This is a genomic window from Bradyrhizobium embrapense, from assembly GCF_001189235.2.
Classification (GTDB): Bacteria; Pseudomonadota; Alphaproteobacteria; order Rhizobiales; family Xanthobacteraceae; genus Bradyrhizobium; species Bradyrhizobium embrapense.
In genome coordinates this window covers 1-15,650 of sequence record NZ_LFIP02000017.1, presented here as the reverse complement: position 1 = coordinate 15,650, position 15,650 = coordinate 1, and the positions used below count along the sequence as shown (strand labels likewise).

At 65.5% G+C, this 15,650-nt stretch carries 19 protein-coding genes; 10 read left to right on the top strand and 9 right to left on the bottom strand.

Annotated elements, in window-relative coordinates; translation table 11 throughout:
- Positions 1-28: 28 nt before the first annotated feature.
- Positions 29-685, bottom strand: a complete 657-nt coding sequence (locus tag AKN83_RS36395; RefSeq protein WP_050403998.1) for a DsbA family protein — start codon at positions 683-685, stop codon at positions 29-31.
- A gap of 122 nt (positions 686-807) precedes the next feature.
- Complete coding sequence (locus tag AKN83_RS36390; RefSeq protein WP_063695701.1) at positions 808-1,287, bottom strand: DUF721 domain-containing protein; 480 nt, start codon at positions 1,285-1,287, stop codon at positions 808-810.
- A gap of 142 nt (positions 1,288-1,429) precedes the next feature.
- Between AKN83_RS36390 and mutY the strand changes: the two genes are divergently transcribed.
- Together mutY and AKN83_RS36380 are read left to right on the top strand one after the other, a co-directional pair.
- On the top strand, positions 1,430-2,542 hold the full coding sequence (gene mutY / locus AKN83_RS36385) for an A/G-specific adenine glycosylase (protein ID WP_157113749.1): 1,113 nt from the start codon (positions 1,430-1,432) through the stop codon (positions 2,540-2,542).
- Positions 2,543-2,615: 73 nt separating this feature from the next.
- A complete protein-coding gene (locus AKN83_RS36380) occupies positions 2,616-3,089 on the top strand; it encodes a PaaI family thioesterase (protein ID WP_347336852.1) in 474 nt (157 codons plus the stop codon).
- Between the two features lie 176 nt (positions 3,090-3,265).
- On the opposite strand, the gene AKN83_RS36375 is transcribed toward AKN83_RS36380, so the two are convergent.
- The gene (locus AKN83_RS36375; RefSeq protein ID WP_050403958.1) at positions 3,266-4,537 is read right to left on the bottom strand and encodes a flavin-dependent oxidoreductase; all 1,272 of its coding nucleotides are present in this window, start codon (positions 4,535-4,537) and stop codon (positions 3,266-3,268) included.
- Between the two features lie 171 nt (positions 4,538-4,708).
- Between AKN83_RS36375 and AKN83_RS36370 the strand changes: the two genes are divergently transcribed.
- Positions 4,709-5,329, top strand: a complete 621-nt coding sequence (locus AKN83_RS36370; RefSeq protein ID WP_050403957.1) for a glutathione S-transferase family protein — start codon at positions 4,709-4,711, stop codon at positions 5,327-5,329.
- Positions 5,330-5,407: 78 nt separating this feature from the next.
- Here the strand turns inward: AKN83_RS36370 and AKN83_RS36365 are convergent, their stop codons facing one another.
- The gene (locus tag AKN83_RS36365) at positions 5,408-6,322 is read right to left on the bottom strand and encodes a LysR family transcriptional regulator (protein ID WP_050403997.1); all 915 of its coding nucleotides are present in this window, start codon (positions 6,320-6,322) and stop codon (positions 5,408-5,410) included.
- A gap of 151 nt (positions 6,323-6,473) precedes the next feature.
- On the opposite strand from AKN83_RS36365, the gene AKN83_RS36360 reads away from it, so the two are divergent.
- Together AKN83_RS36360 and AKN83_RS42190 are read left to right on the top strand one after the other, a co-directional pair.
- A complete protein-coding gene (locus AKN83_RS36360; RefSeq protein WP_050403956.1) occupies positions 6,474-6,917 on the top strand; it encodes a nuclear transport factor 2 family protein in 444 nt (147 codons plus the stop codon).
- The gene (locus tag AKN83_RS42190; RefSeq protein WP_083992401.1) at positions 6,901-7,092 is read left to right on the top strand and encodes a DUF1127 domain-containing protein; all 192 of its coding nucleotides are present in this window, start codon (positions 6,901-6,903) and stop codon (positions 7,090-7,092) included. The genes AKN83_RS36360 and AKN83_RS42190 overlap by 17 nt, the downstream gene beginning before the upstream one ends.
- Positions 7,093-7,157: 65 nt before the next feature.
- Here AKN83_RS42190 and AKN83_RS36355 read toward each other — a convergent pair whose 3' ends face one another.
- The 3 genes from AKN83_RS36355 to AKN83_RS36345 form a co-directional block, all read right to left on the bottom strand.
- A complete protein-coding gene (locus AKN83_RS36355) occupies positions 7,158-7,844 on the bottom strand; it encodes a glutathione S-transferase family protein (protein ID WP_050403955.1) in 687 nt (228 codons plus the stop codon).
- 132 nt (positions 7,845-7,976) lie between these two features.
- A complete protein-coding gene (locus tag AKN83_RS36350; protein ID WP_050403954.1) occupies positions 7,977-8,303 on the bottom strand; it encodes a hypothetical protein in 327 nt (108 codons plus the stop codon).
- A gap of 223 nt (positions 8,304-8,526) precedes the next feature.
- Positions 8,527-9,660 (bottom strand): site-specific DNA-methyltransferase, encoded by a 1,134-nt coding sequence (locus tag AKN83_RS36345; RefSeq protein ID WP_050403953.1) that lies wholly within the window; start codon positions 9,658-9,660, stop codon positions 8,527-8,529.
- A 381-nt stretch (positions 9,661-10,041) separates the two neighbouring features.
- Between AKN83_RS36345 and ypfJ the strand changes: the two genes are divergently transcribed.
- Both ypfJ and moaB read left to right on the top strand, forming a co-directional pair.
- Positions 10,042-10,977 carry a KPN_02809 family neutral zinc metallopeptidase gene (gene ypfJ, locus AKN83_RS36340; protein WP_050403952.1) on the top strand — a complete coding sequence of 312 codons (936 nt, stop codon included), beginning with the start codon at positions 10,042-10,044 and terminating at the stop codon, positions 10,975-10,977.
- Positions 10,978-11,139: 162 nt separating this feature from the next.
- Positions 11,140-11,703 carry a molybdenum cofactor biosynthesis protein B gene (gene moaB / locus AKN83_RS36335; protein WP_050403951.1) on the top strand — a complete coding sequence of 188 codons (564 nt, stop codon included), beginning with the start codon at positions 11,140-11,142 and terminating at the stop codon, positions 11,701-11,703.
- A gap of 126 nt (positions 11,704-11,829) precedes the next feature.
- Here the strand turns inward: moaB and AKN83_RS36330 are convergent, their stop codons facing one another.
- Positions 11,830-12,771, bottom strand: a complete 942-nt coding sequence (locus AKN83_RS36330; protein ID WP_050403950.1) for a bifunctional helix-turn-helix transcriptional regulator/GNAT family N-acetyltransferase — start codon at positions 12,769-12,771, stop codon at positions 11,830-11,832.
- A gap of 42 nt (positions 12,772-12,813) precedes the next feature.
- Positions 12,814-13,383 (bottom strand): glycosyltransferase, encoded by a 570-nt coding sequence (locus AKN83_RS36325; protein WP_050403949.1) that lies wholly within the window; start codon positions 13,381-13,383, stop codon positions 12,814-12,816.
- A gap of 162 nt (positions 13,384-13,545) precedes the next feature.
- On the opposite strand from AKN83_RS36325, the gene AKN83_RS36320 reads away from it, so the two are divergent.
- The 3 genes from AKN83_RS36320 to AKN83_RS36310 form a co-directional block, all read left to right on the top strand.
- On the top strand, positions 13,546-14,715 hold the full coding sequence (locus AKN83_RS36320; protein WP_050403948.1) for a PA0069 family radical SAM protein: 1,170 nt from the start codon (positions 13,546-13,548) through the stop codon (positions 14,713-14,715).
- A 157-nt stretch (positions 14,716-14,872) separates the two neighbouring features.
- On the top strand, positions 14,873-15,319 hold the full coding sequence (locus AKN83_RS36315) for a VOC family protein (RefSeq protein WP_050403947.1): 447 nt from the start codon (positions 14,873-14,875) through the stop codon (positions 15,317-15,319).
- A 94-nt stretch (positions 15,320-15,413) separates the two neighbouring features.
- On the top strand, positions 15,414-15,650 hold a 237-nt coding region (locus AKN83_RS36310), incomplete at its 3' end, for a helix-turn-helix domain-containing protein (protein ID WP_157113748.1).

Genomic DNA, 15,650 nt, shown 5'->3' with positions numbered 1-15,650 from the left:
CGACGGCGTCGAGTTCACCCGCGTGCGATCAGCTCTTCAGCAGCGGATCGATGTGCTTGCTGAACTCCTCGAACGAGGTCTCGCCCTTCAGCATCTCGCCGTTGACGAAGAAGGTCGGCGTCGAGTTCACCTTCAGCACGTCGTTGGCGTATTTCTGGTCTGCGGCGATCTTGTCGAGCAGCGTCTGATCCTTCAGGCAGTCCTCGACCTGCTGCTGGCTGAGGCCGGCCTGCTTGCCGATCCGCGTCAGCGTCTCGGTGGTGTTCTTGACCACCCAGTCGTTCTGCTGGCGGAACAGCAGGTCGATCACGGCGAAGAATTTCGGTGCGTCGTCCTTGGCGATGCAGCGCGCCAGCATCGAGCCGGCGGCGGCCTTGATGTCGAGCGGGAATTCGCGGAACACGTAACGGACCTTGCCGCTGTCGATGTAGGTCGACTTGATCTTCGGGAACACGGTCTCGTTGAAATTGGCGCAATGCGGGCAGGTCATCGAGGCGTATTCGATGATCGTCACCTTGGCGTCCTGCGGACCCAGCCCCATGTCCGGCAGCGACTGCGGCTTGGCGACCTCGGCGGCGGTCTGCGCGAACGCGTCCGTGATCAGGCGCAGCGGCGACAGCCCGGCGAGGGCGGCAAGCCCGGTCAGCGAGAGAGCGGTGGTGAAAGCGCGGCGCGTGATGATCAAGGTCAGCTCCCGGATTGGCGCGTTCACGCCAGAATGAAGGGGGTCCCGAAAAGAAGCCTTCGCTAGCTTGAAACGACCATTGTGGCAATGCCGGGGTCTTGCGGCCGTGCCTGCGAAAAGCGTCAATTTCGCTTGATCGAGGCACCCAGGCGGGCCAGCGCCGCGCGCAGATCGTCATCTTCGACGGCCGCAAGATTGGCCGCCTCCCGGGCCAGCGCTTTGGCGTCCGGCGGGCGCGGCCGGGCCGGGCGGCTGCGGCGCGACAGCGGCGCTTGCCGGATCGTCAGGCGGCCGACCGCGTGCCAGCCGAAGAATCGGTTCACCCGCTCCAGGATGACGTCGGAGGAGTGCTGGATCTCCAGCGCCATCGGCCCCTCGACCCGCAGCACCAGCGTCGCCGGCTCCTGCGGCTGCCCCTCTACCGGCCGGGGCCACTGGATCTTCATCGGCTCGCAATAGGCCGCGATCCGCTCGCCCGCGATCTCGGTCCACCGCGTCACCAGTTCGCGCGCGGCAAAGCCCTGCTTGGCATAGGCGTGGGTGAAGACATCGCTGAGCAGGATCGACAGGGGCTTTGCGCTGATCGGGCCGGGTTTGGACATGGGCGGGACTATAGCAGCGGTAGCGATGGGGCCGAAACCGTGTTCATCAATGTGGTCGCGCTTCCATCCCAGGACAAGAAAGGCGTGGATGCCCGGGTCAAGCCCGGGCATACCGTCGCGGGATGTGCCTTAAGATATGTCCATGAGCTCTCGCGCGGCCGCCAAAACCAATCGGACCGACCAGCAAGCCAGCCGCCCGGCGCGGCTGCTCGCCTGGTATGACCGGCATCGCCGGCGGCTGCCGTGGCGTGCCGAGGCGGGGGAGCGGGCCGATCCGTACCGCGTCTGGTTGTCCGAGATCATGCTGCAGCAGACCACGGTCAGGGCGGTCGGGCCGTATTTCGAGAAATTCGTGGCGCGTTGGCCCGATGTGACCGCGCTCGGCCGGGCCTCGCTCGATGACGTGCTCCGGATGTGGGCCGGGCTCGGCTATTATTCGCGGGCGCGCAACCTGCATGCCTGCGCGGTTGCGGTGCTGAGCGACCATGGCGGGGCCTTTCCGGACACCGAGGGGGGCCTGCGCGCGCTGCCCGGCATCGGCCCCTACACCGCGGCGGCGATCGCCGCGATCGCGTTCGACCGCCGTACCATGCCGGTCGACGGCAATATCGAGCGCGTGGTCAGCCGGCTCTACGCCATCGAGGAGCCGCTGCCGCAAGCCAAGCCGCTGATCAAGCAGATGGCTGCGACATTGCTCGGCCCGTCCCGTGCCGGCGACGAGAACGCTCGCGCCGGCGATAGTGCTCAGGCGCTGATGGACCTCGGCGCCACGATCTGCACGCCGAAGAAGCCGGCTTGCGCATTGTGTCCGCTGAATGACGATTGCGCGGCCCGCATTCGCGCCGATCAGGAGACATTTCCGCGCAAGGCGCCGAAGAAGACCGGCGCGCTCCGCCGCGGCGCCGCTTTCGTCGTGACACGGGGCAGCGAGCTGCTGGTGCGTTCGCGTCCTGAAAGAGGCCTGCTCGGCGGCATGACCGAAGTGCCGGGATCGGAGTGGCTGGCCGGGCAGGCGGATGCCGCCGCGCTGGCGCAGGCGCCGCAGCTCAAGGGCGTCGCGCGCTGGCATCGCAAGACCGGCGTCGTCGCCCATGTGTTCACGCACTTTCCGCTGGAGCTCGTTGTCTATACGGCCAGCGTGCCGCCGCGGACCCGCGCGCCGGAGGGGATGCGCTGGGTGCCGGTGGCGACGCTGGACGGCGAGGCGTTTCCCAACGTGATGCGCAAGGTCGTCGCGCACGGACTGGACTTCTGACGCCGGCTCATTTTTTTGAGCATGATCTCTTCGGAAAACCGGTTCCCACTTTTCCGGATCATGCTCTGATCTGCTGACACCATGCTGGCGGCAGGTCCCGGCTACGACTTCCAAAACGGAGGCCGCGATGATCGCAACCGCTCTCGACCGCATCCCGATGCCGCCCGTCGCAAAGCTGCTGGGTTGGCGCGTGGCGGATGCACGTCCGCAGGACGGCTGGATCAGGATCGTGTTCGACGGCAAGCAAGATTTCTGCAATCCGGCCGGCTTCATCCAGGGCGGCATGCTGTCTTCGATGCTCGACGACACGATGGGGCCGGCGGCGTTCATCATGACCGAGGGCAGGCTCTTCACCACCACCATCACGATGACCGTGAATTTTCTCGCGCCCGCCAGGCCCGGGCCGATCACCGGCGAGGCGACCGTAACCCAGCTTGGCAAGACCATCGCCTTCGTCGAGGGCCGGCTGACCGCCGCCGACGGTACATTGCTCGCCACGGCGAGCAGCAGCATCCGTCTGGTCGAAGCGGCGCGGGCATTGCGATGATGCCGCGCACACTGCAATTTGGTCCGTCACCCCCGCGCAAAGGCTTTGCCTTTGTCGCTGGAGGAGCGCGCACGCGCGCGGTCTCGAAGGGGCGACGGCCACCGGCCGGGCCGTGCATGCTTCGAGACGCCGCTTCGCGGCTCCTCAGCATGACGGAGATGGAGTTCGCGCTCCGTTCAAGAGGCTCCCACCCGCGGCACGATCGGCGGCTTGGCGTTCAGCCCCTCGACCTGGAAGCCGGCGACGCGCTTGTAGTTGGCGGCGATGTCTTCCAGCTCCTGCTGCGACAGCACCTCGGTGACGACGCCAAAACCGTTGGGCGCGCGCTCCTCGACCAGCTGCATCACCTGCTCCGGACCGTTGCGGCGGTTGAGCATCACGAGATCGGTCGTCGCCGGCCGCCGTTCGGCCTCATAGGCGGAGAGCGCCGCCTGCGTTGCACCATGCGCCAAAATCTCGCGCGTCAGCGTGCGTGCATCCAAAATCGCCTGCGAGGCGCCGTTGGAGCCGATCGGGTACATCGGATGCGCGGCGTCGCCCATCAGCGTGACGCGGCCGAAGGTCCATTGCGGGATCGGATCGCGATCGACCAGCGGATACTCGTAGGCATGCGGGCAGTTCCGGATCAGGCCGGGCACGTCGAGCCAGTCGAAATCCCAGGTCTCGAACCACGGCAGGAATTCGTCGAGCTTTGCGGTGCGGTTATAGTCCTCGCGGCGCCACTGATAGGTCGGCGGCATGTGCCGCTCGGCGACCCAGTTGATGTCGAACTTGCCGTCGGGGCCGGCTTCCTTCGAGATCGGATAGCAGACGAATTTCAGGATCTCGTGGCCGGCCATGATCATGGTGCGGCCGGTCAGGAAGGCGTTCGCCCGGGTGATGCCGCGCCACAAGATACGGCCGTTCCAGATCGGCGGTCCTTCCTGCGGATAAAGCTTCTCGCGCACCGCCGAATGGATGCCGTCGGCGGCGATCAGCACGGTCCCCTCATAACTGCCGGCGGGCTTGCCGGTCGCCTTGTCGATGAAATCGGCGCGGACGCCGTCGGCAGTCTCGGTCCAGCCGGTGAGGTGATGGCTGGTCAGGATGTTGTCACGTCCCAGCCGTTCGGTCGCGGCATCGAGCAGCAGCTGCTGCAGCCGGCCGCGATGGATCGAGAATTGCGGCCACTTGTAGCCGGCCTCCAGTCCGCGCGGCTCGCTCCAGATCGGCTTGCCGTGCTTGGAGAAATAGGCGAGCTCGCGGGTGCGCACGGCGGTCGCGTCGAGCACGTCGTGCAGGCCGAGCTCGATCAGTTCGCGCACCGCATGCGGCAGCACGTTGATGCCGACGCCGAGCGGCCTGAGCTCGGGCACGCTTTCGAACACGCGGCAGGGCACGCCGATCTGGTGCAGGCTGAGCGCCAGCGTCAGCCCGCCAATTCCGCCACCTGCAATGAGCACAGTCATGAAAAGCCTCCCGGTTGGCCAAGGTCATCGCATGGCGGCCCCGCCGCGGGCAAGGTCCGCGGCACGGCGCAGGGTGGACGGCAAGGGGGGCTGCCGCTAACGTCCGCCGCATCTCATAACAAGCCAGGCCGGGTTCGCAACGAACCGACAAGGCCCGCAGAGGACAACGACATGCTCAAGCTCTACACCGCCCCCGGCACCTGCGCCCTCGCGTCCCACATCGCACTGGCCGAGGCAGGCGCGCCCTATTCGGTCGAGCGGCTCGATTTCAAGATCAACCAGCAGAACAGCCCGGAATATCTCAAGATCAATCCGAAGGGCCGCGTGCCGTCGCTGGTGACGGACCACGGCGTGCTGACCGAGACGCCGGCGATGCTGGCCTACATCGCGCAGACCTATCCGCAGGCGAAGCTTGCGCCGCTCGACGACGCCTTCGCATTCGCGAAGCTGCAGGCCTTCAATTCCTATCTCTGCTCGACCGTGCATGTCTGCCACGCCCACAAGATGCGCGGCGCGCGCTGGGCGACGCAGGAGACGTCGTTCGCCGACATGAAGGCGATGGTCCCGAAGACCATGGGCGCCTGCTTCAACCTGATCGAGCGCGACATGCTGAAGGGTCCGTGGGTGATGGGCGAGAACTACACCGTGGGCGACGCCTATCTCTACACCCTGACGCTCTGGCTCGACGGCGACGGCGTCGACATCGCGACCCTGCCGAAGGTGAAGGCGCATCGCGCGGCGATGGAGCAGCGGCCTGCGGTGCAGAAGGTGCTCGCGGAGCAGAAGGTGTAAGGCGGAAAGCGAAGCGGAAGCCAAGAACTCGCTGTCGTGCCGGCGCAGGCCGGGACGACGTGCGGATGGAGTGTACCGTCACACCTTCCGCGTCTCCAGCTCCCGCCCAGTCTCCAGCATCAGCCGGCGCAGCCAGATCGAACCGGGGTCCATCTGGGCCCGTGTCGGATAGAACATGTGCTGCTCGTCGATTCCCGGATCGAGCGGCGGCGTCACCGTCACCAGCGATAATTGTTTTGCCAGTGCGGAGATCAGCCGGCGCGGCACGAAGGCGACGAGGTCGGTGCGGGCGGTGACGTGGAGCGCCTCGATATAGCCAGGCACCACCAGCGCGATTCGCCGCTGGATGCCCTTGGCGCGCAGCCAGGTGTCGATCAGATCCTCGTTGTGGCCGCGGATGATCACGGCGACGTGCCGTGCCGCGAGGAACGCCTCGCGTTTCCGGAGCTTGCTGCCGACGGGATGGCCGCGCCGCACCGCCAGCGCATCGATGTCGGTGTAGAGCCGCTGGCGGTGAAATCCCTTGAAGGAATTGCCGATCGAGATCACGAGATCGATGGTGCGGGCGAAGTCGGGCGTGAAGATCGTGGAGCTGCGCCACGGCACCACGTCGATGGTGACGTTGGGCGCGAGCCGCGTCACCTTCTCCATCAGCGGCGGCATCAGCAGCTCTACCGCGAGATCGGGCATCATCAGGCGGAAATGCCGCTCGCTGCGCGCCGGGTCGAAATCATCGGAGACGAACAGCGTGCGCACCTGATCGAGCGCCTGCGCCAGCGGCGAGCGCAGCGCCTGCGCCCGCGGCGTCAGTTCCATCCGCGCGCCGTTGCGCACCAGCAGCGGATCGCCGATCAAATCGCGCAGCCGCTGCAAGGCGTGGCTCGTCGCCGGCTGCGACAGATTGAGCCGCATCGCGGCGCGGCTGACATTGGCGTCGCGCAGCAGGGCCTCGAGCGCGACCAGCAGATTGAGGTCAAGCGAATTCAAATTCATCAGGTGAATATATATCATACCACCTATCGATTGGAAGAATGCGCACCGGAGCCGCAGGATGGGGCGGCAAGGCGTTTTGACGCGAAGCGGTTATCGGTTCGCGTGAGCAAACGCGTGACATCAAAGCCACCCCATCTGCAAGGAGACGCGCATGAGCGCAACCGACAACAAGAAACTGGTGCAGGAGATGTTCGTGATCGCGGGCAGTCCCGATCCCGCGGTGCGCGAGAAATCGCTGTTCATGGCGACGCTTGCCGACGACGCGACCTGGACCGTGACCGGGCAATATTCCTGGTCGCGCACCTTCACTGGCAAGCAATCGATCATGAGTGATCTGCATGGCCATGTCCGCTCACGACTGGTCGAGCGCGGCCGCACCATTGCCCATCGCATCATCGCCGACGGCGACATCGTCGTGGTCGAGGCCAAGGGCAACAACCTCACCAAGGAAGGCCAGCGCTATGACAACGACTATTGCCTGGTGTTCCGCTTCGCCGGCGGCCGGATCAAGGAGGTGCGGGAATATTGCGACTCGGTGCTGACCGAGAAGGCGCTCGGTCCGTTTCCGGCGGCCGCGGTTGGCGCGGCGGGTTGAAGCACTGACGGTCGCAGCCGCGGCAGCGCTGGCTTCGATCCGGCGGTGGGGTGAGGACCGGCGCGCATGGCGGAAACTCGCTGCCATGAGCGAACGCGAGCTGCAGGACATCGGCGTCTGCCGCGCCGACTATGATCGTCGTGATGGGAAGGGCAGTCCGTACTGGCCGCCGTGAGATGCGACGAGAAAAATGCGCGGGGTGGGCGTCGGCGCCCACCCCGCGCGGCGTTCAAGGGCGGCTTACGCCACCTTGTTCTTGAGGTGGCCGAACATGATGTCGCGCGCCGCATCGTCCATCTCGGCCTTGAAGGTGTGCTTGTCCTTCAGCGCGATCGCGCGCGCCGCCGCCGGGCGCGCCGAGATTTCGTCGACCAGCCGCTTCACGTTCGGATATTTGGCGTAGCCTTCCTCGCCGAGGATGAACGGCGCCATCCGCGCCCAGCCCCAGAACGCCATGTCGACGATCGTGTAGCTGTCGCCGACCATGTAGCGCTGTTTCGCGAGGTGATCGTCGAGGATCTTGTAGTGGCGATGCGCCTCGTACTGGTAGCGGTTGTTGGCGTAGTCGAGATCCTTCGGCGCGAAATGCTTGAAATGCACGGCCTGGCCGGAATAGGGCCCGAGGCCGGTTGCGATGAACATCAGCCAGGACAGCGTCGCGGCACGGTTGGCCGGGGTGTTGGCGGGCAGGAACTTGCCGTGCTCCTCGGCGAGATAAAGCAGGATGGCATTGCTGTCGAACACCAGCACGCCATCATCGTCGATCGCCGGCACCTTGCCGTTCGGGTTGACCTTGAGGAAATCCGGCGCGAACTGCTCGCCCTTGCGGGTGTCGACCGGAATCGCCTCGAACGGCAGGCCGGATTCTTCCAGGAACAGTGCAACCTTGTTCGGGTTCGGCGCGCCATTGAAATAGAATTTGATCATGAAGGGACTCCCTTGGTTCTGTGACCGGCAAATCGGGACGCGGCGGGGCAAGGCCGCATGGCCCCTCATGCGCAAAATTCGCTGCAATGCGCAAGCGACGAGTTTGTGAATCAGGGTCGCGTGCCGCGCCGGTCAGCCGGCCCAGAAGAAGCCCAGGATACCCGCGACGACCAGCGCAACTCCCGCGACCTCCAGCACGGCGGCGGAGCGGGTCGCCGCATGCAGGTTGGAAAGCTGCGTCGCGCGCTCGGAGCCGCGGGCATAGCCGTGCACGATGACCTCTTCATTGAATTCGCCATGTGCCTCGAGGGCGAGCGTTAGGCCGACGCAGACCAGCAGGATGCCGAAAATGATCAGGCCGAAGAATCCGAGCAGGCCGATCAGCAGCATCGGAAACATGCCGAGCAGGAAGACCGGCAGCAGCGGCACCAGCAGCAAGGTCTCGGATTGTCTTCGCATCGGGCGACCAATCGAAACGGCGAGTGACGGAGGCCAATGTAGGCTCGCCCCGACAGCGCAACAAGGCGGCCCGGGTTCAAGACGGCGTCATCTTTCTCGTCATTCCGGGGCTCGCGCAGCGAGAGCCCGGAATCCATTGGACCGCAGAACAGGTGGATGAATGGATTCCGGGTTCGCCGCTTTGGGCGCCCCGGAATGACGAGGAAGGTGAATTCCGCCGGCCTCAGCCCACCGCCATCTCGGAACGGATCTCGGCGCGTAGCTCGTCGATCAGCCTGAGGCCGGTCTTGGTCTCGACGTGCCAGAAGGTCCAGCCATTGCAGGCGCCGGAGCCTTGCGCGACGGCGCCGATGCGGTGGATCGAGCCGACCTTGTCGCCGAGCATGATGGCGCCGTCGGCGCGCACCAGGGCGCCATGGCGCTTCTTGGCATCTACCAGCTTGGCGCCGGGCGTGATCATGCCGCGCTCGATCAACTCGGAGAACGCCACCCGCGGCGCCTCGCGCGCCGTCATGAACGGCGCCAAGGTCTCGGCCGGCAGCGGCTCGATCGCGGCGATGCGCGCTTCCGCTGCGGCGGCATAGGTCCGGTCGCGCTCGAAGCCGATATAGTTGCGACCGAGCCGTTTGGCGACCGCGCCTGTCGTTCCGGTGCCGTTGAACGGATCGATCACGAGATCGCCGGGTTTCGACGACGACAGCAGCACGCGGGCGAGCAGCTGCTCGGGCTTCTGCGTCGGATGGACCTTCTTGCCGTCTTCGCCCTTGAGGCGTTCCTCGCCGGTGCACAGCGGGATCAGCCAGTCGGAGCGCGCCTGCACGTCCTCATTGGACGCCTTCAGCGCTTCGTAATTGAAGGTGTAGCCCTTGGCCTTCTCGTCGCGCGCGGCCCAGATCATGGTCTCGTGCGCGTTGGTGAAGCGACGGCCGCGGAAATTCGGCATCGGATTGGACTTGCGCCACACGATGTCATTCAGGAGCCAGAAGCCGAGGTCCTGCATGATCGCGCCGACGCGGAAGATATTGTGATAGGAGCCGATCACCCACAACGTCGCCGACGGCTTCATCACGCGGCGGCAGGCCAGCAGCCAGGCGCGGGTGAAATCGTCATAGGCAGCGAACGACGAGAACTTGTCCCAGTCGTCGTTGACGGCATCGACATGCGATTCGTCGGGGCGCTTGAGATCGCCCTTGAGCTGCAGATTGTAAGGAGGATCCGCGAAGACCAGGTCGACCGAGCCGGCCTGAAGCTTCGACAATTCGGCCACGCAATCGCCAATGACGATGTGGCTCGACGGGGCACTCTCAAATTTAGTGCGGGGCGCCCTTGCAGACGCCCCGCGACGCGACACTACCATGACTCAAGAACTCTGACTCAGGCGACGCTGTCGGCGACGCGGGACTAAACAACCGACTGGCGTCACATTGACCCGGCAAAGTAAAAATCGACTTAATTGGAAATGTTCATGCAAAAGATTGCTGCATCTTTTGCGTGACGTGGCGCGGTGTCGTTGGCGTTGTGCTGCAACATCAGCGCGTTCGGCGAAAAATTTTGCGGATCATCAAACCGGCACGATTCGGCCGGTAAATTGCCCGCCGCTTGCACTCTTCGCGGCGCGCAGGATGCGCGCCCAACGGACTAGGCAATTTTTGCCGGGCAGGATATTGATTAACAGAATGGAAATTTTAGGTTGGTGTGTCCCGCATTGGGGCGCCGACCGGAATGAAGGGAAACCGCCATGCGCTATGATGATTTCCGCCGCAGCGACGACATTGAAGATCGTCGCGACGACAGTGGTGGCGGCGGCGGTGGTGGCTTCGGGATTCCGATGGGCGGCGGTGGCGGGCTCGGCATCGGCACCATCATCGTGCTCGGCCTCCTCGGCTATGCCTTCGGCATCGATCCGCGCATCCTGATCGGCGGCGCCGAGATTCTCACCGGCGGCGGCCAGGCGCCGACCTATCAGACCGACCGGCAGGCGTCGGGCGGCCAGGTCAAGCGCGGCGCGCCGACCGACGAGATGGGGAGTATGATCTCAGGCATCCTGGGCGAGATCGACGATCGCTGGAGCGAGATCTTCCAGGCCTCAGGCCAGTCCTACACCGGTCCGAAGATCGTGCTGTTCCGCAACGCCACCAATGGCGGCCGCTGCGGCATGGCGCAGTCGGCGATGGGACCGTTCTACTGCCCGCCGGACAAGACCATCTTCCTCGACACAGGTTTCTTCCGCGAGGTCGAGACGCGCTTCCGCGGCTGCTCGGGCAACGCCTGCAAGTTCACCGCGGCCTATATCATCGCGCATGAGGCCGGCCATCACATCCAGAATCTGCTCGGCATCATCCCGCGGGTGAACCGGTTGCAGCAGCAGGCCGGCAGCAAGGCCGAGGCCAACGCGCTGCAGGTCAAGGTCGAGTTGCAGGCCGATTGTCTCTCCGGCGTCTGGGTCAACCGCGAGGAGAAGAAGCGGCCGGGCTTCCTCGAGGCCGGCGACATCGACGCCGCGCTGACCACCGCGAACGCGATCGGCGACGACACGCTGCAACGGCAGGCGACGGGCAGGGTGGTGCCTGATTCCTTCACCCACGGCTCCGCCGCGCAGCGCAAGCAATGGTTCATGACCGGCTACCAGCAGGGCACGGTGCAGGCCTGCAACACGTTCGGCGGCGGTGCGTAGCTCTACGTCGCGTCATCCCCGGATGAGCGCGAACGCGCTCACTCGGGAGGTGCTCGCCTCTTCGGCGAGCCTCGAAGGATAAAACGCCCGTGGCCCATCCTTCGAGGCTCGCGAGCGCTCGCACCTCAGGATGACGTCTGTGGGTTTGGAAAGAGGTGTGAGATGTCCTCGATCGACGAATCCAAAACTTTCATCCCGCTCAACATCGCGGTGCTGACGATTTCCGACACCCGCACGTTGGCGGATGACAAATCGGGCACCACGTTGGCCGACCGTCTCACCGCGGCCGGCCACAAGCTCGCGGCGCGCGAGATCGTCACCGATGACGTCGAGGCGATCCGCGCGGTCATCCGGCGCTGGATCGCGGACGCGGGCGTCGATGCCGTCATCACCACCGGCGGTACCGGTTTCACCGGCCGCGACGTGACGCCGGAGGCGGTCGAGCCGCTGTTCGAGAAGCGGATGGACGGCTTCTCGATCGCCTTCCACATGTTGAGTCACGCCAAGATCGGCGCGTCGACGATCCAGAGCCGCGCCACCGCCGGCGTCGTAGGGGCGACGTTCATCTTCTGCCTGCCCGGTTCGCCCGGCGCCTGCCGCGACGGCTGGGACGGCATCCTGGCCGCGCAGCTCGACTACCGCACGCGGCCCTGCAATTTCGTCGAGATCATGCCGCGGCTCGACGAGCACCTGCGCCGCGCCAAGGCGAAGGGCGCGAGCGCGTAGTCTCCATCGTCACTCCGGGGCGCGCGAAGCGCGAGCCCGGAATCCATTTTGCCGCAGGTTTTGTGGCCCGATGGATTCCGGGCCCGCGCCTGACGGCGCATCCCGGAATGACGGGGATGTGGTGTCCTAAAGCTCCATTTCCCAGGTCTCCCCGACCAGGTCGACGCCAAAACTGTGGTGCTTCTCTTCCTTGACCCGCTCAAAGCCCGCGCGCGCATAGATGCCGCGCGCGGCGACCAAAATGCTTTGGGTCCACAGCGTCATCTTCCTGTAGCCCATCTCGCGTGCCGAGCGGATGCACTGGTCGACCAAAGCGCGGCCGACGCCGAGCCCGCGGGCCTTCTCCTCGACCGCCAGCAGCCGCAGCTTGGCGATCCCGTTGCCGCCGTTGACCAGGAAGACCGAGCCGACCGGTTCGCCGTCAACCTCCGCGATCCAGCAATGCTCACAGGCCGGATCGAACGATCGCAGAAACTGCGCGCAGATCTCGGCCACCAGCGCCTCGTAGCTGATATCCCAGCCATACTCCTCCGCGTAAGCGCGTCCCTGTTGCGAGATCACCCAGCCGATGTCGCCGACGCGGTGGCTGCGCAGCAGGAAGGCCGCCGGCTTCTCGGCCGGTGGCTCCAGCGACTGCTCGATCGTGCTCATCGCGCGCACCACCGCTGCGCGGCGGTCGCCGTCCATCTGCTTCAAGAGCGCCCCGACCTCGCTGCGCGAGCGGCGGTCGAGATCGGCGGCAGCGGTGCGGCCCTTGGCGGTGAGCGCCACCTCGTTGACGCGCTTGTCGGCCTTCGACGGCTTGCGCGTCACGATCTTGCGGCGTTGCAGCGCCGCCAGCGTGCGGCTGACGAAGCCGGCATCGAGGTCGAGATCGCGCACCAGATCGGTCGCGGTGCAGGTCTCGCGGTGCGCGAGCTCGTAGATGATCCGCGCTTCCTGCAGCGTGAATGTCGAGTGCAGGAGCTTCGGCTCGATGATGCCGAGCTTGCGGGTGTAGAACCGGCTGAAGCCGCGGACCGCGGCGACCTGGCTCTCGAGCGCGGTGTCATGGGAATTTGATTTCATCAAACATATTATTTGACGGAATCAAATAAACTGCAAGCGATTTTACGCGACCATGATCCGGCTGCGCAGCATGGTGCGGGATGAGCGGCCGAGCCGGCGCAGCAGCCGCGCCTCGGAGCGTCGGGCATCCGGCCGGTAGCCGCCGATCCGCTCGTAATGCTCGCGCGCGATCAGAAGGCCCTGTTCGGCCGAGGGCCCGGCGATAATCCGGGCGACGAATTTGAGGCCGTCGCGGAGGCCGGGGTCGGTATAGGGGGCGCGCGCGTAGCGGAAGATGCCGGCGCGGTCCTTGCCGCTCGCCGCCACCATCTGGATGAATTGCGTGGTCTCCTCGATCCAACCCGCATCGAGCACCGCGCCCGGATGCAGGAACATCAGCCAGGGTGAGCGCGCCTGCCGTGCGCCCGCCGCAAGCGCCGCAGCGCGCGTGCCCTTGAAGCGCAGGAAGTGGCAGCCGGCGACGTCGGCGACGCGCTCGATCACGTCGGTATCGGTGCGGTCGACCAGCAGCACCTCACGGACGACGCCGGCGGCCGCGCCCGGCACCAGCGCTGCGAGCGTCGCGACCGCGGTGCGCTCGACTCCGTCGGTTGGAATGATCACGCTCAACATGAACTTTGAGGCTTCGATGGCTCAAACTGGAGAACTCAGGCCTTGTTATCACCTTGTCATATTCAAAGCAGCCTGTTCGCCTGCAGATTTTCACGCCATCAATTTGTGGATTTTCTCGGCCCATGTTCTTGATTTGTTCTCAAGCTGTGTTAGCTTCACAGCATGAGCCGAGCATCCTCTCATGCCCTCAAGCACCCGCCGGTAACGGCGCCCTCCGATAACCCGGCGGGTGCACCCCCTCCCTTTCCCGAGCTTGCGGTTGCGATCGAGCGCGAGCGACGGCGCGGTCGCGGCGCGCAGTCCAACGCCAGCGGCCGCTACGAGGCCGAGGCGCGGGTTGCCTTCGACGACGGCTGGCAGAGCCTCGAGGACCTGCCGCCGTTTTCGACCAGCGTGGCGCTCGACACCTCGCGCAAGGTGATCACCCGCAACGACTCGCCCGACATCGGCTTCGACCGCTCGATCAATCCCTATCGCGGTTGCGAGCATGGCTGCGTCTATTGCTTCGCGCGGCCGACCCATGCCTATCTCGGCTTGTCCCCGGGGCTCGACTTCGAATCGAAACTGTTCGCCAAGCCGGACGCGCCCGCGCTGCTCGAGAAGGAGCTGGCGGCGCCCGACTACGAGGCCCGGATGATCGCGATCGGCACCAACACCGATCCCTACCAGCCGATCGAGCGCGACCGGAAGATCATGCGCGGCATCCTCGAGGTGCTGGAGCGTGCCGGGCATCCGGTCGGCATCGTCACGAAGTCGGCACTGGTGACCCGCGACATCGACATCCTGGCACGGATGGCCAAGCGCAATCTTGCCAAGGTCGCACTCTCGGTGACGACGCTCGACCCGAAGCTCGCCCGCACCATGGAGCCGCGCGCCTCAACCCCGCCGAAGCGGCTCGATGCGATCAAGCGGCTCGCCAATGCCGGCATCCCGACCACGGTGATGGTCGCGCCCGTGATCCCGGCGCTGAACGATTCCGAGATCGAGCGCATCCTCGATGCCGCAGCCCACGCCGGCGCCAAGGAGGCGAGCTACGTGCTGCTGCGGCTGCCGCTCGAAGTCCGCGATCTGTTCCGCGAATGGCTGATGGCGAACTATCCGGATCGCTATCGCCACGTCTTCACGCTGATCCGCGACATGCGCGGCGGCCGCGATTACGACTCGCAATGGGGCACACGGATGAAGGGCACCGGCCCGATGGCCTGGATGATCGGCCGCCGCTTCGAGATCGCCTGCGAGAAGCTCGGCCTCAACAAGCGGCGCACCAAGCTGACCACCGATCACTTCGCCAAGCCGAAGCGTAGCGGGGAGCAACTCAGCTTGTTTGGGTGAGACCCGTAGCCCGGATGCAGCCAACGGGTCGCGCGAACGCGCGCCCGATGACAGGTTCCGCGAAATCCGGGGTCTCGTGTCTGCGGCCAGAGCTTCCCCGGATTGCGCTTCGCTGCATCCGGGCTACGAAGAAGAAGTCAAAACAGCGAGTGCGACCATGAGTAACGCCCCGACCGCCCGCTTCACCGTCCTCACGCTCGGCGTCAGCGACATGCGCGCCAGCATCGCCTTCTACGAATCGCTCGGCTTCACCAGGAAGATGCGCGCGACCGGCGAGGAGGTCGCCTTCTTCGACACCGGCGGCAGCGTGCTCGGGCTGTTCCCGTGGCATCTGCTCGCCGACGACGCCGGACTGTCCGATCAGCCGCGGCCGGCCGCATTCCACGGCGTCTCGATTGCCTGGAACTGCAATGACGATGCCGAGGTCGATCGCGTGATGGCGTTCGCGCTGTCGAAAGGCGCCAAACTGCTCAAGCGCGCGCAGCCGACCAGCTATGGCGGCTATTGCGGTTATTTCGGCGATCCCGACGGCCACGCCTGGGAAGTGGTGCGCGCGCCGGGCTTTGAGGTTCTCGAAAACGGGCGGGTATCGATCCCGGATTAGAGAGAGATATGGATTGAATAGCGGGGAAGGGAAGTGGAGTGCACCCCAAAAGTGAGACACGGGAAATTAGGGACAGTTCTCTAACGGAGAACCTATGCCCAACAAATCACCCCGTGTTTTCAGCCGAGAGTTCAAGCTTGAGGCGGTTCGCCGCATTCTGGCGGGCGAGCGGATAAGGGCGCTTTCAGACGAGCTGAAGGTGCTGCGCAAGGATCTCTACGCCTGGCGCGATCTATTTCGGGCAGGCGGGGCGGCAGCGCTGCGGCCGATCGGCCGCCCGCGCAAAAGCGATGCCGTTGTGCCGAGCCTAAAGGAGCGGGCACGCGCCATT

Bases quoted from the DNA above. Each gene is read 5' to 3' on its own strand.
- moaB (WP_050403951.1), top strand. From the start codon at position 11,140: ATGTCCTCGATCGACGAATCCAAAACTTTCATCCCGCTCAACATCGCG.
- mutY (WP_157113749.1), top strand. From the start codon at position 1,430: ATGAGCTCTCGCGCGGCCGCCAAAACCAATCGGACCGACCAGCAAGCC.
- AKN83_RS36315 (WP_050403947.1), top strand. From the start codon at position 14,873: ATGAGTAACGCCCCGACCGCCCGCTTCACCGTCCTCACGCTCGGCGTC.
- AKN83_RS36360 (WP_050403956.1), top strand. From the start codon at position 6,474: ATGAGCGCAACCGACAACAAGAAACTGGTGCAGGAGATGTTCGTGATC.
- AKN83_RS36390 (WP_063695701.1), bottom strand. From the start codon at position 1,287: ATGTCCAAACCCGGCCCGATCAGCGCAAAGCCCCTGTCGATCCTGCTC.
- AKN83_RS36365 (WP_050403997.1), bottom strand. From the start codon at position 6,322: ATGAATTTGAATTCGCTTGACCTCAATCTGCTGGTCGCGCTCGAGGCC.
- AKN83_RS36350 (WP_050403954.1), bottom strand. From the start codon at position 8,303: ATGCGAAGACAATCCGAGACCTTGCTGCTGGTGCCGCTGCTGCCGGTC.
- AKN83_RS36375 (WP_050403958.1), bottom strand. From the start codon at position 4,537: ATGACTGTGCTCATTGCAGGTGGCGGAATTGGCGGGCTGACGCTGGCG.
- AKN83_RS36320 (WP_050403948.1), top strand. From the start codon at position 13,546: ATGAGCCGAGCATCCTCTCATGCCCTCAAGCACCCGCCGGTAACGGCG.
- AKN83_RS36330 (WP_050403950.1), bottom strand. From the start codon at position 12,771: ATGAAATCAAATTCCCATGACACCGCGCTCGAGAGCCAGGTCGCCGCG.
- AKN83_RS36345 (WP_050403953.1), bottom strand. From the start codon at position 9,660: ATGGTAGTGTCGCGTCGCGGGGCGTCTGCAAGGGCGCCCCGCACTAAA.
- AKN83_RS36325 (WP_050403949.1), bottom strand. From the start codon at position 13,383: ATGTTGAGCGTGATCATTCCAACCGACGGAGTCGAGCGCACCGCGGTC.
- ypfJ (WP_050403952.1), top strand. From the start codon at position 10,042: ATGCGCTATGATGATTTCCGCCGCAGCGACGACATTGAAGATCGTCGC.
- AKN83_RS36370 (WP_050403957.1), top strand. From the start codon at position 4,709: ATGCTCAAGCTCTACACCGCCCCCGGCACCTGCGCCCTCGCGTCCCAC.
- AKN83_RS36355 (WP_050403955.1), bottom strand. From the start codon at position 7,844: ATGATCAAATTCTATTTCAATGGCGCGCCGAACCCGAACAAGGTTGCA.